Annotated in this window: 13 protein-coding genes; 11 read left to right on the top strand and 2 right to left on the bottom strand. The window is 58.6% G+C overall.

Annotation, left to right across the window (positions count from 1 at the left end; genetic code table 11):
* Window positions 1-1,082 precede the first annotated feature (1,082 nt).
* From GCM43_RS21385 to GCM43_RS21355, 7 genes are all read left to right on the top strand, one after another.
* Window positions 1,083-2,717, top strand: a complete 1,635-nt coding sequence (locus GCM43_RS21385) for a GMC family oxidoreductase (protein ID WP_152247909.1) — start codon at window positions 1,083-1,085, stop codon at window positions 2,715-2,717.
* 106 nt (window positions 2,718-2,823) lie between these two features.
* The gene (locus tag GCM43_RS21380) at window positions 2,824-3,594 is read left to right on the top strand and encodes an ABC transporter ATP-binding protein (protein ID WP_152247908.1); all 771 of its coding nucleotides are present in this window, start codon (window positions 2,824-2,826) and stop codon (window positions 3,592-3,594) included.
* Window positions 3,594-4,325 (top strand): ABC transporter ATP-binding protein, encoded by a 732-nt coding sequence (locus GCM43_RS21375; protein ID WP_152247907.1) that lies wholly within the window; start codon window positions 3,594-3,596, stop codon window positions 4,323-4,325. The genes GCM43_RS21380 and GCM43_RS21375 overlap by 1 nt, the downstream gene beginning before the upstream one ends.
* Window positions 4,326-4,383: 58 nt before the next feature.
* Window positions 4,384-5,592 (top strand): ABC transporter substrate-binding protein, encoded by a 1,209-nt coding sequence (locus GCM43_RS21370; RefSeq protein ID WP_152247906.1) that lies wholly within the window; start codon window positions 4,384-4,386, stop codon window positions 5,590-5,592.
* 129 nt (window positions 5,593-5,721) lie between these two features.
* Complete coding sequence (locus tag GCM43_RS21365) at window positions 5,722-6,606, top strand: branched-chain amino acid ABC transporter permease (RefSeq protein ID WP_152247905.1); 885 nt, start codon at window positions 5,722-5,724, stop codon at window positions 6,604-6,606.
* 31 nt (window positions 6,607-6,637) lie between these two features.
* Window positions 6,638-7,618 (top strand): branched-chain amino acid ABC transporter permease, encoded by a 981-nt coding sequence (locus GCM43_RS21360; protein ID WP_152247904.1) that lies wholly within the window; start codon window positions 6,638-6,640, stop codon window positions 7,616-7,618.
* Window positions 7,619-7,696: 78 nt separating this feature from the next.
* Complete coding sequence (locus GCM43_RS21355) at window positions 7,697-9,757, top strand: 3-hydroxybutyrate oligomer hydrolase family protein (protein WP_152247903.1); 2,061 nt, start codon at window positions 7,697-7,699, stop codon at window positions 9,755-9,757.
* Window positions 9,758-9,801: 44 nt separating this feature from the next.
* Here GCM43_RS21355 and GCM43_RS21350 read toward each other — a convergent pair whose 3' ends face one another.
* The gene (locus GCM43_RS21350) at window positions 9,802-10,593 is read right to left on the bottom strand and encodes an EAL domain-containing protein (RefSeq protein ID WP_226929601.1); all 792 of its coding nucleotides are present in this window, start codon (window positions 10,591-10,593) and stop codon (window positions 9,802-9,804) included.
* A 43-nt stretch (window positions 10,594-10,636) separates the two neighbouring features.
* Window positions 10,637-11,794: an iron-containing alcohol dehydrogenase gene (locus GCM43_RS21345; RefSeq protein ID WP_152248001.1), complete on the bottom strand. Its 1,158-nt coding sequence runs from the start codon at window positions 11,792-11,794 to the stop codon at window positions 10,637-10,639.
* 295 nt (window positions 11,795-12,089) lie between these two features.
* Between GCM43_RS21345 and mnmG the strand changes: the two genes are divergently transcribed.
* The 4 genes from mnmG to GCM43_RS21325 all read left to right on the top strand — a co-directional run bounded on the left by mnmG (window position 12,090) and on the right by GCM43_RS21325 (window position 16,494).
* Window positions 12,090-14,024 (top strand): tRNA uridine-5-carboxymethylaminomethyl(34) synthesis enzyme MnmG, encoded by a 1,935-nt coding sequence (gene mnmG / locus GCM43_RS21340; protein WP_152247902.1) that lies wholly within the window; start codon window positions 12,090-12,092, stop codon window positions 14,022-14,024.
* Entirely contained in the window at window positions 14,021-14,665 is a 645-nt protein-coding gene (rsmG, locus tag GCM43_RS21335) for a 16S rRNA (guanine(527)-N(7))-methyltransferase RsmG (protein ID WP_152247901.1), read from the top strand. Before mnmG ends, rsmG begins: the two co-directional genes overlap by 4 nt.
* Window positions 14,666-14,832: 167 nt before the next feature.
* A complete protein-coding gene (locus tag GCM43_RS21330) occupies window positions 14,833-15,603 on the top strand; it encodes a ParA family protein (RefSeq protein ID WP_152247900.1) in 771 nt (256 codons plus the stop codon).
* A gap of 9 nt (window positions 15,604-15,612) precedes the next feature.
* Window positions 15,613-16,494 (top strand): ParB/RepB/Spo0J family partition protein, encoded by an 882-nt coding sequence (locus tag GCM43_RS21325; protein ID WP_152247899.1) that lies wholly within the window; start codon window positions 15,613-15,615, stop codon window positions 16,492-16,494.
* The last annotated feature ends 198 nt before the right edge of the window (window positions 16,495-16,692 follow it).

The raw sequence follows: 16,692 nt of genomic DNA, 5'->3' as shown, positions 1-16,692 counted from the left end.
ACCCAAACGCAAGTGCTGGGGTCGGACGGGGTCGCCGAGACCCTGAGGGTCCGACCCCGGGTTTTCGCCGTTGGGGTGAAATGACTCGTTGGTGACCTGCCAGCTTGTCGACATCAAAGTCCTGCTTTTCAACAAACCGACCCCGGTTTCAAAATTTCACCGTGGGCAGTTGCTTTGCCCATTCCTGCCAAACGCTGTTGCAATAGCACTTCGCATCGGTGTTAACGTTTTTTTTCCTGGCTCAGCCCATCTCCGCCTTCGGCGCTGTCGGTTTACAAAAGAACTATAGATAAAAATAGTAGTAATAGTAAACGCCGAAACTTCTGTGGATAAGTCGCTTTTTTTCAACAGGATCAATTGTTTACGCGCAAAAAAAATCTTGCATAAGCGTTGTATCAGCGTAGGAGCAAAATTGTATAAAATTGCGCGCTCTGCGTAACTTCCTGTTTACGCACAAGTCATCCTGTGGATATCAAAGCGGTTATCCACACGGCACCCGGATCGCTTCCGATTTTTTATATCTTGCACAACTAGAGGCTGGCAAAACAGTCTGCAGTCCGACACCTGGCCTGCCAGCGCAGCGTTAACGTTTTTTTTGCGGTTCTGCTTTTTGCTGGCCGACTGCTGCCAGGCATCCTGGAAAAATGTGCGTGCCACGGTTACGTTAACAAGTATGTATACAAACAATAGTAATAGTAGTTAACGGCGAACTGGCTTGTGGATAACTGTAGATTTATCCTTGTAAACAATCGCTTGCCTGAAGTACAAACGCTGAGTAAATGCTGTATGAAAAAAGGATGGTTTCTGGACAAAAAACCGCAGCCAGAAAAAATTTCGTTTACACACATAGTGTGCCTGTGGATATCCAAGTGCTTATCCACAGACCTGCGAGGCAAAAAACCGTCTATTTTTGCTTACAAACAAGATGCAAATTGTTAATTAGTGTCGCAGTGCTACCTTACTGGTGGTAATCTGGTTGCGACTCAATAGTCATGCATGAACACAGACTCTGGTGGGGCAGCGGTGGAAAAACACGCCGCGCACCGCGCGAACGGCACGAAACGCACACCTCAAGGAGCTTCATGGAATCGGCAGGCGAATACGACTACATCATTATTGGTGGCGGTACGGCCGGTTGCGTGCTGGCCAACCGCCTCACGCGCGATCAATCGGTGCAGGTACTGCTGATCGAAGCGGGCGGCAAAGACGATTACGTGTGGATACATATCCCCGTCGGCTATCTGCATTGCATCGGCAATCCGCGTACCGATTGGCTCTATTCCACCGAAGCGGACGCCGGCCTCGGCGGGCGCAGCCTGATTTATCCACGCGGCAAAGTGCTGGGTGGAAGCTCTTCCATCAACGGTATGATCTATATGCGCGGCCAGGCCGGCGACTATGACCATTGGGCCGATCTGTGCGATGACGCGTCCTGGCGCTGGGACAAGGTGCTGCCGCTGTTCAAGCAGAGCGAAGATTATTACGGCGGCGCGTCGGAAAACCATGGCGTGGGCGGCGAATGGCGGGTGGAGAAACAGCGCCTGTCGTGGGACATTCTCAATGCTTTTCGCGATGCCGCGCAGCAGGTCGGCATTCCCAAGACCAGCGATTTCAATGGCGGCGACAACAGCGGCAGCGCCTATTTCGACGTCAACCAGCGCCGCGGCATACGCTGGAATACCTCCAAAGCGTTTTTGAAACCGGCTGCCAGGCGCCCGAATCTGACCATCATGACCGGCTGCCACGTGGAACGGCTGTTGTTCGAGCAGACCGATGCCGGCCCGCGCTGCAGCGGCGCTGTCTTTACCGGCGGCGGCACGCAGTGGCAGGCTGCCAGCCGGCGTGAAACACTGGTGACGGCTGGCGCCATCGGTTCGCCGCAGTTGCTGCAATTGTCGGGTATCGGTCCGGCAGCGCTGTTGCGCGAACACGGGATTGAACCGGTGGTCGATCTGCCTGGCGTGGGCGGCAATCTGCAGGATCATCTCCAGCTGCGCATGGTGTTCAAGGTACAGGGCGTCAAGACGCTCAATGTGATGGCCAGCAAGTGGCTGGGCAAGATGCAGATCGGTTTGCAGTATGCGCTGTTCCAGAGCGGGCCGATGTCGATGGCGCCATCGCAGCTGGGCGTGTTTGCCAAGTCCGACCCGCAACAGGCCACGCCCAATCTGCAATACCATGTGCAGCCGCTGTCGCTCGACAAATTCGGCACGCCGCTGCATGCTTTTCCCGCATTTACTGCCAGTGTCTGCAATTTGCGGCCAACCTCGCGCGGCCATGTGCATATAGCTTCCGGCGACAGCTACCAGGCACCGCACATCGTGCCCAATTACCTGAGCACGGAGGAAGACCGCAAGGTAGCGGCCGACGCCCTGCGCCTGACGCGCACTATCGCTGCAGCGCCCGCCTTGGGCAAATTTGCACCGGAGGAATACAAGCCGGGCGTGCAGTATCAAAGCGAAGCCGAACTGGCGCAGGCCGCCAGCGAAATCGGCACCACCATTTTTCATCCGGTCGGCACCTGCCGCATGGGCATGGCCAGCGATCCGCTGACGGTGGTCGACAGCGAACTGCGCGTCATGGGTGTGCAGGGACTGCGCGTGGTTGATGCGTCCATCATGCCGTATATCACCTCGGGCAATACCAATTCGCCAACCGTCATGATCGCCGAAAAAGCTGCGCAAATGATCGTAGCGGCTTGGGCTGCACAGCCTTGAAAAGAGGGCAAAGTCCCCGTAGTTATACTGTATTGTGCGCCAAAATCAAGTTGTGTAAGATTGAAAAAAAGACTAAGTAGTACAAAAAGTACAACTAGGAGACACGATGTCAAACGTAATCTTGGAAACAAGAAATTTGACCAAGGAATTCAAGGGTTTCACGGCCGTCAGCGACGTGAACCTGAAGGTAGAGCGCGGCCATATCCACGCCTTGATCGGTCCTAATGGCGCCGGCAAGACCACGTGTTTCAACTTGCTGACCAAGTTCCTGGTTCCCACTTCCGGACAGATCCTGTTCAACGGAAAAGATATCACCAGCGCCAGGCCGGCCCAGATCGCCCGCATGGGCGTGATCCGCTCGTTTCAGATATCGGCCGTTTTTCCCCATCTTTCAGTGCTGCAAAATGTGCGCATCGGGCTGCAGCGCCAGCTCGGCACCTCGTTTCATTTCTGGCAGAGCGAACGGGCGTTGAATCAGTTGAATGATCGCGCCATGGCGTTGCTGGCCGAAGTCGACCTGACCGAATTTGCCGACACCATTACGGTCGATATGCCCTATGGCCGCAAGCGCGCGCTCGAGATTGCCACCACGCTGGCGATGGAGCCGGAAATGATGCTGCTCGATGAGCCAACGCAAGGCATGGGCCATGAAGACGTGCACCGGGTGACCGAACTGATCAAGAAGGTATCGGCCGGCCGTACCATCCTGATGGTGGAACACAATATGAATGTGGTGTCCGGTATCTGCGACAAGATTTCCGTATTGCAGCGTGGCGCCATGCTGGCCGAAGGCACGTATGCGGAAGTGTCGCGCAATGCACAAGTGATGGAAGCCTATATGGGCACCACCAGCGCCGAACTGGAAGGAGCACATTGATGAGTGTGGTCAACACCGGCACCGGCCGCCCCAGCGCACTGGAAATTTCTCAGCTGCATACCTGGTACGGCGAATCGCATATTTTGCATGACGTCAATCTGAAAGTGGAGCAGGGCGAGGTCGTCACTTTGCTGGGCCGCAATGGCGCCGGCCGCACCACCACGCTGCGCGCCATCATGGGCCTGACCGGCGCGCGCACCGGCTCGATCAAGGTCAATGGCGTCGAAGCGGTCGGCTTGCCGACGCACCGCATTGCCCACCTAGGCATCGGTTACTGCCCGGAAGAACGCGGCATCTTTTCTTCGCTGTCGACCGAGGAAAACCTGCTGCTACCGCCCAAACTGGCTGGCGAGAAAGGCATGTCGATCGAGGAAATCTACGCCATGTTTCCCAACCTGCAGGAGCGCCGTCACAGCCAGGGTACACGCTTGTCCGGAGGCGAGCAGCAGATGCTGGCCGTGGCGCGCATCCTGCGTACCGGCGCGCGCCTGCTGCTGCTCGATGAAATTTCGGAAGGCCTGGCGCCGGTGATCGTGCAGGGCCTGGCGCGCATGATTACCACCCTGAAAGCCAAGGGCTACACCATCGTTATGGTGGAGCAGAATTTCCGGTTTGCCGCACCGCTGGCCGACCGGTTTTATGTGATGGAGCATGGTCAGATCGTCGAGACTTTTGCTGCATCCGAACTCGACGCCAAGATGCCGGTGCTGACCGAGCTGCTCGGCGTGTAAATCGCGCAATCGCCTGGTCACAAAACATAGCCACAATTATTTCCACAACGGAGACACTATGAAACGTAACGCTATTGCCATTGCCACCGCTGCCATTTGCGCACTGGGTTTTTCTGCCGCCGCCCAAGCCCAGGTATCGGGCGACACCATCAAGATCGGCTTTATTTCCGATATGTCCGGCGTGTATTCCGACGTTGACGGCCTCGGCGGCGCCGAGGCGATCAAGATGGCGATTGCCGACGCTGGCGTGGTATTGGCCGGCAAGAAGGTGGAATTCATTTCCGCCGATCACCAGAACAAGGCTGATATCGCCGCTTCCAAGGCGCGCGAGTGGTTCGACCAGCAGGGCGTGGACATGCTGATCGGCGGCACCAATTCGGGCGCCAGCCTGGCCATGGCCAAGGTGGCGGCGGAAAAGAAAAAAGTCTTCTTTGCCATCGGCGCCGGTTCGTCGCGCCTGACCAATGAGGAGTGCACGCCGTACACCGTGCATTACGCCTATGACACAGTAGCGCTGGCACGCGGCACCGGCGGCACCATCGTCAAGCAGGGTGGCAAGAACTGGTATTTCATGACGGCCGACTATGCGTTTGGCCATTCGCTGGAAAAAGATACCGCTGACGTTGTCAAAGCGGCCGGTGGCAAGGTGCTGGGCAGCGTCAAGCATCCGCTGGGCGCCTCCGACTTTTCCTCGTTCCTGCTGCAGGCGCAGGCCGCCAAGCCGCAGATCCTCGGCCTGGCCAATGCCGGCGGCGACGCCATCAACAGTATCAAGGCCGCCAATGAGTTCGGCGTGTCGAAGACCGTCAAGCTGGCTGGCCTGTTAATCTTCATTAACGATATCCATTCGCTGGGCCTGAACCTGACACAGGGCATGTACCTGACCGATGGCTGGTACTGGGACCTGAACCAGGAAACGCGCGACTGGTCGAAACGCTACTTTGCCAAGATGAAAAAAGAGCCGTCGATGCTGCAGGCCGCCGACTATTCGGCCGCCGCCAACTACCTGAAAGCGATCAAGGCGCTGGGCACCGACGACTCCGACAAGGTCATGGCCTACCTGAAGAAAACCAAAATCAACGACATGTTCACCAAGAACGGCGAAGTGCGTCCCGATGGCCGCATGGTGCATGACATGTATCTGATGGAAGTAAAAAAACCGGCGGAGTCGAAATACCCTTGGGACTACTACAAGGTGGTGGCGACCGTGCCAGGCAAGGACGCTTATCTGACCAAGGCCGAATCGAAGTGCTCGCTGTGGAAGTAAGCTAGCTTTGCTGCCCGCCCCGCGCGGGCAGTTTTTTCTGCCGCATTTCACGCCTCGCGCCGCCTCCATGGCGGCGTGTTTCCCTGATACCACATCGTCTGCTGGCGATGCTTTTTATACTGTGATGCCATGGAAATTTTCGGCGTTCCTTTACCAGCCATGATGAGCCAGCTGCTGCTGGGCCTTGTCAATGGCTCGTTCTATGCCATGTTGTCCCTCGGTCTGGCGGTCATCTTTGGCCTGCTCAATGTGATCAATTTTTCGCACGGCGCCATGTACATGATGGGCGCCTTCCTGGCCTGGATGGGCCTGAGCTATTTCGATATCAATTACTGGGCCATGCTGGTGATTGCGCCGATTATCGTCGGCGCCTTCGGCATCCTGATTGAAAAAACCATGCTGCGCTGGCTCTACAAGCTTGACCATCTGTATGGCCTGCTGCTGACCTTCGGCATTACGCTGATCGTCGAAGGCGTGTTCCGCTCGTTCTATGGCGTCTCCGGCCAGCCGTATGCGGTACCCGAACTGCTGGCCGGCGCGACCGACCTGGGCTTCATGATCCTGCCGAACTACCGCGCCTGGGTGGTGGTGGCGTCGCTGGCGGTTTGCCTAGCGACCTGGTTCGTGATCGAGAAAACCAAGCTGGGCGCCTACCTGCGCGCCGGCACGGAAAACCCGAAACTGGTGGAAGCGTTCGGCATCAACGTGCCGCTGATGGTCACGCTGACGTTTGGTTTCGGCGTGGCGCTGGCTGGCTTTGCCGGCGTGCTCGCGGCACCGATTATCCAGGTGTCGCCACTGATGGGCTCGAACCTGATTATCGTGGTGTTTGCGGTGGTGGTGATCGGCGGCATGGGTTCCATCATGGGCTCCATCCTGACTGGCCTGGCACTGGGCGTGATCGAAGGCCTGACCCGCGTGTTCTACCCGGAGGGCTCGGCCACCGTGGTGTTCGTGGTGATGGTGATCGTGCTGCTGCTGCGTCCGGCCGGCCTGTTTGGCAAAGAGAAATAATCCTCATCAGTCATGTATTGGAGCTACCACGATGAATAAAAAAGTTGGCTACGCGATCGCTTTGGCGCTCGCCCTGGCCGCACCGTTTTACGGTTACCCGGTCTTCCTGATGAAGCTGCTGTGCTTTGCGCTGTTTGCCTGTGCCTTCAATTTGCTGATCGGCTATACCGGTTTGCTGTCGTTCGGCCATGCGGCGTTCTTTGGCGGCGCCGGCTATGTGACCGGTTATGCGCTGCGCACCTGGGGCTGGCCGACCGAACTGGGCCTGCTGGCCGGTGTCGCCACCGGCGCTTTTCTGGGACTGGTAATGGGTGGCCTGGCGATCCGCCGCCAGGGCATCTACTTCACCATGATCACGCTGGCGTTGGCGCAGATGGTGTATTTCCTGGCCTTGCGCCTGCCATTTACCGGTGGTGAAGATGGCTTGCAGGGTGTTCCACGTGGAACCTTGTTGGGCACTATCGACTTGGGCAACGACACGGTGCTGTACTACCTGGTGCTGGCCATTTTTATTGCCGGCTTTGCGCTGATCGTGCGTACCATCCATTCGCCATTTGGCCAGGTGCTGAAAGCCATCAAGGAAAACGAGCCGCGCGCCATCTCGCTGGGCTACGACGTCAACAAGTACAAGCTGATGGCCATTGTGCTGTCCGCTTCGCTGGCGGCGCTGGCCGGCGCCACCAAGACACTGGTGCTGGGTTTTGAAACCCTGACCGATGTGTACTGGGGCATGTCGGGCCTGGTGGTGCTGATGACGCTGGTTGGCGGCATGGGCACGCTGGCCGGCCCGATTATCGGCGCGGTGCTGATTATTGCGCTGGAAAACAAGCTGGGTGATGTCGGCCTGTTCCTGGCCAGCCATACCGGTGTCGAGTGGTTTGGCACGCTGGGTGAATCGGTGGGCATTGTGACCGGCATTATCTTTGTGATCTGCGTGCTGATGTTCCGGCGCGGCATTGTGGGCGAGGCCATCGCCCGCTTCGGCAACAGGGCGGCCAAGCCCACCGCCTGATGCAGCAACCAGCGCCGGACGAATCGTCCGGCGTTTTTTATTGGGCGTCCGCTTTACAACATCCGTCAGGAGGAGACCATGAGAAAACACATAATGCGTAGCGGTGCCGGTTTGAGTACCTTGCTGGCATTGGCCGGCTGCGGCAGCGACCATACGGCGGAAGACCTCAATGCCGTACCAGCCTACCTGGGCGCAATCACGCGCACCGACTACGACGGCAGGAGCAATGACCTGCTGACGGCGGGCCTGGGCAAGACGGGGCTGGCTGCGGCAGCGCCCGCTTATGCCGATCCCGGTAATCCCACGCTGGCCGAATTGCGCCGCAACGCCATCCACGCCAATTACCGCGCCGTGCTCGATATTGCTGCCAACAGCGGTTATGGCACTTTTTATGGCCCGAACGTTGATGCGGCTGGCAACGCCGGCACTGGCGAAGGCCTGGTGGCCGGCAGCGAATATAGTGCCTATGCCGACGATGGCAGCGGCAGGCAGAACGTCACGCTGATGGTGCAGGTGCCAGCAAGTTTCAATCCCGAGCGCGCCTGTATCGTGACGGGCACCTCGAGCGGCTCGCGCGGCATCTATGGCGCCATCGGCAGCGCTGGCGAGTGGGGTCTGAAAAACGGTTGCGCCGTGGCGTACGCCGACAAGGGTTCCGGCACCGGCCTGTATACGTTTGATGACGACGGCGTCAACCTGCAAAACGGCGTGCGCGCCGGACGCGTGGCCGCCGGCAGGAATGCCAGCTTTGCACCCGACCTGTCGGACGCGCAGCGCCAGGCGTATGCCAGCGCTTATCCGAACCGGCTGGCGTTCAAGCATGCCCACTCGCAGCAGAATCCCGAGAGGGAATGGGGCAAGGTAACTTTGCAGGCGGTCGAATTTGCCTACTATGTGCTCAACGAGCGCTACGGGACAACAGCGCGTGATGGCCAGTCGCACCTGGTGCGATTGACGCCAAAGAACACCATCACGATTGCGTCGAGCATTTCCAACGGCGCCGGCGCCGCCTTGCTGGCGGCTCAGCTCGATACCAAGGGCCTGATCAGCGGCGTGGCGGCCAGCGAACCGCAAATCCAGCCGTCGCCGTCGACGGCCTACAGTGTGCGCCAGGGTGGGGCTGTGGTAACTGGGGCAGGGCGTTCGCTGTTCGACTACAGCACCTATGCGGCGCTGTACCAGCCCTGCCTGGCCTCAAGTGCCGGCAATGCTGGTCGCTGCACGGCGCTGGTGGCCAAGGGCCTGCTGAACGGCAGTGATCTGGCGACGCAGCAGCAGGATGCGCTCAAGCGCTTGCAGGCGTATGGCTGGCTGCCAGCATCCGATGCGCTACAAGTTTCGCATGCGGGCACCAATATCCTGGTGGCAGTGACGTATGCCTATGCCTACGGCAAATTTTCCGTCAGCGACCGCGTCTGTGGTTTCAGCTTTGCTCAGACCGACGCCAACGGCAGTCCGGTCGCCATAAGTGCGCTGCAAAAGGCGGCCAGTTTTGCGGCGCAAAACGGCATCGTCGGCAATGTGGTGTATGAGGACGCGGTCGGCGGCGCCAAAGTCTACACCGCTGGCGTATCGCCTTCCAGCAATCTGGCTGACCAGTCGCTTGACGGTTTCCTGTGCCTGCGCAGCCTGGCCACCGGCGTCGATCCGGTAACCGGCGCCGCTTTGCAGGGGACGCTGGCGGCGCAAAGCCAGCGCGTGCGCGCCGGCGTGGCCGAGGTTCAGGCCAGCGGCAATCTGCGCGGCAAGCCGGCCATTATCGTGCAGGGTCGCAGCGATACGTTGATCCCGGTCAATCACGCCTCGCGCGCCTATCTGGGCTTGAATGCGGTGGTGGAGGGCGTTGGCAGCAAGCTGCGCTATATCGAAGTGACCAATGCCAACCACTTTGATTCGTTTGCCAGCGCCTTGCCCACGCAGGTGGTGCCGCTGCATGTCTATCTGTTCCGTGCACTCGACGCCATGTATGCACACCTGCGCACGGGCCAGGCCTTGCCGGCATCGCAGGTGGTGCGCACACAGGTACGCAGCAGCGCATCGGTACCGATCAGCAACGCCAACTTGCCGGCGATTGCAGCGACACCGATAGCTGGCAATCTCATCAGCCTCACGGGGGCAACCGTCAACGTTCCCGATTGAAACGGCAGGGCATAAAAAATGGCCACGTTTCACGTGGCCATTTTTTACGCCCAAGCGTGCTCGGGTATCTGCCCCAGTCCCTGGAATACCGGTTTGCTGAACCAGTAGCCCTGCATCAGCGAAATGCCGCAGCTGGCCAGGAAATCGCGTTCGCCGGCAGTTTCGATGCCTTCGGCCAGCACACGGATATTGAGTTCCGCGCACATGGCCGTAATGGCGCGCACGATGGCCTGGCGCGGGGCATGGGTGTCGATCTGGCGCACCAGGTCCATATCGATCTTGATAATGTCCGGCTGGTATTCGGACAGCAGATTCAAGCCGGCATAACCGGCGCCAAAATCGTCGATGGCGGTCTGGAAGCCGAAGCGCCGGTATTCGCGGAAGATATTGACCAGGTGTGGCCGGTCCATCACGCGCTCGCCTTCCGTCACTTCAAAGATGATTTTCTCGGTGGGAAAACCATATTGGCGTGCAGCTTCGAAGGTGCTGCGGATGCATACTTCAGGCCGGTAGACGGCATTGGGCAGGAAGTTGATCGACAGATAGCCCTGCATGCCCAGCCTGGCCGCACCGGCAACGGCCTTGACGCGACAGGCCTGGTCAAAGCGGTAGCGGTTGGCATCCGTCACCTGTGCCAGCACGCTGGCGGCACTTTCTCCATTCGGGCCGCGCACCAGCGCTTCATGGCCGTAGATACTGCGCATGGCCAGGTCGACGATGGGTTGGTAGGCATACTCGAACTCGAACGCCAGCGGCGCACTGTCGTGGCAGCCGGCGCAGCCCGAGTATGGAAATACCGTGGCGTCGGGGTGGATGGGAATCATGGACTCTGTCATGCAGTCAGTTTAACAGGCAGTGAACACCATTCGGTTAGCCGGTTCACAAAGCAGCCAGATAAATCGCAAAGGCGTCCTCGCGCGCAACAGGTCGCGGGTTATTGCCAAGCAAGCGCGTCTGCAGCATGGCGGCTTTGGCCAGTGCATCGAGGTCGGCAGCGACAATCCCGACCTCACCCAGTGTGCGTGCAATGCCGGTTGCATCGGCAAGTTCTTCCAGCGTGGCTACCAGTGCCTGCGCGCGGGCTTCGTTGCTGCCGGTGGCCAGCGGCGCGACTACGCTGGCCAGTTGTGCATATTGTTCGGTAGCGTGGCGCAGGTTAAAGCGCAGCACATGCGGCAGCACCAGTGCGTTCGATAAACCATGTGGCACGTGGAACTGGCCGCCGATCGGATAGGCCAGCGCATGCACAGCTGCCACCGGTGCATTGGAAAACGCCTGGCCCGCCAGCGTTGCACCAAGCAGCATGGCCTGGCGTGCTGCCATGTTCTGACCATCGCGGCAGGCGGGCAGCAGGTTCTCAGATAGTAGTGACAGCGCTTGCAAGGCCAGCATATCGGACAGCGGATTTTTCAGATGGCGACTGGTATAGGCTTCAATAGCATGCACCATCGCATCGATGCCGGTGGCGGCCGTCACGGCGGCGGGCAAGCCCAGCGTCAGGCTGGCGTCGAGGATGACCAGGTCGGCATACAGTTGGGGCGCCACCACGCCCATCTTGCTGGTGGCGCCGGTGGTGACTATGGAAATGTTAGTGACTTCCGATCCGGTACCCGCTGTAGTCGGTAGCTGTACCAGCGGCATACGGGAACCCTGCACATTACCGATACCGTACATGGTTGACAGTGTTTGGGTACCTGGCGCCAGCACGGCAATCAGTTTGGCGACATCCATCGAGCTGCCACCACCCAGGCCAATCACCAGTTCCACGTGAAACAATCTGGCCGTTTCCACGGCGGACAGCACGACGGCCTCAGGCGGGTCTGCCTGTACATCCGAATAGATCTGCACTTCGAGTCCTGCATCGCGCAGGCTTTGCATGGGTTGCTCCACCAGTCCGGTGCGCAGGAAGCCCGCATCGGTTACCAGCAGCACCCGTCGGACGCTGGGGAAGTGTTGCGCGATCAGCTCGCCCAGTCGGTTGGCCGCACCGACTTCGTTAATCAGGATAGGAACAGTACGGAACTGGAAATTGGACATCATCGCTCCTGCAAATGGACAACCTAGCTTACTCCCGTTTCCACGCTATCGCATGGTTCCACGTGAAACCATCCATGATAAAGATAACGATAGCGTCGACAGATAAACTGCTGTTTCACGTGGAGCGTTGATCCAGCCAATACATGGCTGAGTAAAAATTAAGCAAATAATTGGCTGCCCAAGGTTACGACGGCAAAAAGACTCTATAATCGAACCCTATCCCCGCATTTTTCACCCGCATTGTTACTGTGCACTTTTGATGGCGCACTTTTACTGCGCACTTTACTGATTACTTATGTTATTTCCTTCTGAATTCGACGTTATCGTTGTCGGTGGTGGTCACGCCGGTACCGAGGCGGCCCTCGCGTCAGCCCGCATGGGACAAAAGACGCTGTTACTTACCCATAATATCGAGACCCTGGGCCAGATGTCGTGCAACCCGTCCATCGGTGGTATCGGCAAAGGCCATCTGGTCAAGGAAGTCGACGCCATGGGCGGCGCCATGGCGATTGCTACCGATGAATCGGGCATTCAGTTTCGTATCCTCAACTCTTCCAAAGGCCCTGCCGTGCGCGCCACGCGCGCCCAGGCCGACCGCATCCTGTACAAGGCCGCCATCCGCGAGCGCCTGGAAAACCAGCCCAACCTGTGGCTGTTCCAGCAGGCTGTTGACGACCTGATGGTTGAGGGCGACCGCGTGGTCGGCGCCGTGACGCAGATCGGCCTGAAGTTCCTGGCGCGCGCCGTGGTGCTGACGGCCGGGACCTTCCTCGATGGCAAGATCCACGTGGGCCTCAATAACTACGCTGCCGGCCGTGCCGGTGATCCACCAGCGATCTCGTTGTCGAGCCGCCTGAAGGAACTCAAGCTGCCGCAAGGGCGCCTGAAAACCGGTACGCCGCCACGCATTGATGGCCGCAGCATCGATTTTTCGGTGATGCAGGAGCAGCCCGGTGACCTCGATCCGGTGCCGGTGTTTTCCGTCATGGGCAATACCGCGATGCATCCGCGCCAGGTACCTTGCTGGGTCACGCATACCAACAGCCAGACGCACGACATCATTCGCGCCGGCCTCGACCGCAGCCCGATGTATACAGGCGTCATCGAAGGTGTCGGCCCACGCTATTGCCCGTCGATCGAAGACAAAATCCATCGCTTTTCAAGCAAGGAATCGCACCAGATTTTCCTCGAGCCCGAAGGCTTGAGCACGCACGAGTTCTACCCGAACGGCATCTCCACCAGCTTGCCGTTTGACGTGCAAATTGCGCTGGTACAGTCGATGAAGGGCATGGAAAACGCGCATATCTTGCGCCCGGGCTATGCCATCGAATACGATTATTTCGATCCGCGCGGCCTGAAGGCGTCGCTGGAAACCAAGGCGATCTCGGGTCTGTTCTTTGCCGGCCAGCTCAACGGCACCACCGGCTACGAGGAAGCGGCAGCGCAGGGCATGTTGGCCGGCATCAATGCGGCGTTGCTGACGCAAGGCAAGGACTCGTGGACGCCTGCCCGCTCCGAAGCCTATCTGGGCGTGCTGGTCGATGACCTGATCACGCAAGGCGTGCAGGAACCATACCGCATGTTTACCAGCCGCGCCGAATACCGCTTGAGCCTGCGTGAAGACAATGCCGACATGCGCCTGACCGAAATCGGTCGCGCCCTGGGCTGCGTGGGCGATGCACAGTGGGAAGCGTTCGAGCGCAAGCGCGAAGCCGTGGCGGTGGAGCTGGAGCGCCTGCGTTCCACGTGGGTCAATCCGCGCATCCTGGCCGCGGCCGAGTCCGAGCGCATCGTGGGCCAGGCGATCGAGCGCGAATACTCGCTGGCCGACCTGCTGCGCCGTCCGAACGTGGCGTACGACACCCTGATGAGCATGACGGGTATGGAAGGCCAGTCGCTGGCCGGCCCTGGCGTGGATGACGCCGCCGTGCGCGAACAGGTGGAAATCCAGCTCAAGTATGCCGGCTATATCGAGCGCCAGAGCAAGGAAATCGAGCGTCACGAGCACTATGAAAACCTGGCCTTGCCGGAAGGGTTCAACTATCTCGATATCAGTGCGCTGTCGGTGGAAGTACGCCAGAAACTCGACAAGCAGCGCCCTGAAACGCTGGGCCAGGCTTCGCGCATTTCCGGCGTCACGCCGGCAGCCATTTCGCTGCTGCTGGTCCACCTGAAAAAGCGTGGTTTCGGCGCCGCACAAACACAAATCAAGGATGAGGTTGTTGAATGAAGCAGTTTGACCGGGCCGCACTGGCCCCGATTTTGAATGACGGCATCAAGGAACTGGGCCTGGCATTGACGCCGGAACAGGTGGAAAAGCTGCTCGACTACCTGGCCCTGCTGGCCAAGTGGAACAGTGTTTATAACCTGACCTCGGTCCGTGATCCGCTGCAGATGCTGACCCTGCATGTGCTCGATTCGCTGGCTGCCGTGCCGGCGTTTGCCGATGCCAAGCATGTACTGGACGTAGGCGCCGGCGGCGGCTTGCCTGGCATGGTCTTGGCCATTACCCGGCCCGACGTCAAGGTATCGATGATCGACACGGTCCACAAGAAAACCGCGTTTCTGACGCAAGTGAAGGCTGAACTGGGGTTGGCTAACGTTACGGTGTACACCAAGCGCGTCGAGCAGCTGGAAGTGAAGCAAAAGTTCGATGTGATCACCTCGCGCGCTTTTGCCGACCTGTCCGACTTCGTCAACTGGTCGGGCCATGTGCTGGAAGAGGGCGGCCAATTCATTGCCCTGAAAGGGGTGGCGCCGCCAGACGAGCGCGAGCGACTGCCAGCAGAGTGGAAAGTCACAGAGCTACGCCAGATCACGGTGCCAGGGCTGAATGCAGAGCGTCATCTGGTCTTTATTGCAAGAGTTTGAAATAACTATATAAATCATATAAATCGTTTATACGGTATAAACCATATAAATAGTATTAACCGTATAAATAGTATAAATGATTTATTCAGTATAAATAGTATACATCGTTTCGGTGGAGATGCCGGGCGAATCGAATTTGTTGGTGTTTATTAAAAAATAGAAGATACATGGCCAAAATTTTTTGTGTAGCAAATCAAAAGGGTGGTGTTGGTAAAACCACAACGAGCGTCAATCTGTCGGCCGGACTGGCCAAACTGAACCAGCGCGTGCTGCTGGTTGACCTCGACCCGCAGGGTAATGCCACCATGGGCGCCGGCATCAACAAGGCTGGTCTGGAAGCATCGACCTATGAAGTGATGTTGGGCGAGTCCGATGTCAAGACGGCACGCCAGCGTTCGGAAGCAGGGCGCTTCGATGTGCTGCCGTCGAACCGCGAACTGGCCGGCGCCGAAGTGGAGATGGTCGAACTCGATAACCGCGAGCGTCGCCTGAAGGATGCGCTGGCCGAAGTCGACGCCGACTACGACTTCATCCTGATCGACTGTCCGCCGGCATTGTCGATGCTGACCCTGAACGGCCTGTGCGCTGCGCATGGCGTGATCATTCCGATGCAGTGCGAGTACTATGCGCTCGAAGGCTTGTCCGACCTGGTCAACACTATCAAGAAGGTGCATGCCAACCTGAATCAGGAATTGAAGATCATCGGTCTGCTGCGCGTGATGTTCGATCCGCGCATGACATTATCACAACAAGTGTCGGCCCAGCTGGAACAGCACTTCGGCGACAAGGTCTTCAAGACCATCATCCCGCGCAACGTGCGCCTGGCCGAAGCGCCATCGTATGGCGTGCCCGGCGTGACGTTCGATCCGAGCTCGAAAGGCGCGCAGGCGTATATCGCGTTTGGCGCAGAGATGGTTGAACGTATCAAACATATGTAAAGAGATAGCATGGCAACCAAAAAATTAAAAGGCCTTGGCCGTGGGCTCGACGCCCTCTTGGGCGGCGGCGACATGGCTGCGCCCGAACAGAACCAACCGAGCAACTTGCCGGTATCACAAATGCAAGCCGGCAAATACCAGCCGCGCACGCGTATGGACGAAGGCGCGCTGAACGAACTGGCCGCCTCGATCAAGGCGCAGGGCTTGATGCAGCCGATCCTGGTGCGCCCGATCGGCCAGGACACCCTGAGCGGTGTTATTAAATATGAAATCATCGCTGGCGAGCGCCGTTTCCGCGCTTCGCAGATTGCCGGCCTGACCGAAGTACCGGTACTGGTACGCGATGTTGATGATCTGGCTGCCGCCGCCATGGCGCTGATTGAAAATATCCAGCGCGAAGACCTGAACCCGCTGGAAGAGGCGCAAGGCATCCACCGCTTGATTTCCGACTTCAGTTTCACGCATGAGCAAGCGGCCACTGCGCTGGGACGCTCGCGCAGTGCTGTGTCGAACCTGTTGCGGCTGATGAACCTGGCGATGCCAGTGCAAACCATGCTGATGGCCGGCGATATCGACATGGGCCATGCACGCGCCCTGCTGGCAGTCGATGCTGCCACCCAAATCACGCTGGCCAACCAGGTGGTGGCCAAACGCCTGTCGGTGCGGGAAACGGAAAAACTGGTGAACCGGACGCAGGAAGAAGCGTCTAATCCCGTCGAACCGCGTGTAAAAGAAAAGTCGGGCGATATCGCGCGCCTGGAAGAAGAGCTGTCTGACACCCTGGCAACGCCGGTGGTCTTCAAGATGGGCAGCAAGGGGCGCGGTCAGCTGGTGATCGATTTTGCCGATCTTGACGTACTGGATGGCGTGCTCAGTCGCTTACGTGCTTAAATACATGCTTAAGCACGTGCTTGAATAGCCAGTTGATAACATGAGGCAAAGCCGCTGGACAAGCGGCTTTGCCATATGTTGGTGCAAAGCGCAGTGAAGTGTCGGTAAAGCGTCTGTTTCATGCAGCAAACGCGCTGCAGCGGTGCGTGAGCGTTTGACTCTGTATATCAAAGCCAACTATAATCCCGTGTCTTTGCG

Origin of the sequence: Janthinobacterium aquaticum, from assembly GCF_009208565.1 — a bacterium.
In the GTDB taxonomy this organism is placed as follows: Bacteria; Pseudomonadota; Gammaproteobacteria; order Burkholderiales; family Burkholderiaceae_D; genus Janthinobacterium.
The sequence above is the reverse complement of the archived record's forward strand: the minus strand, read 5'-3'. Positions and strand labels throughout refer to the sequence as shown.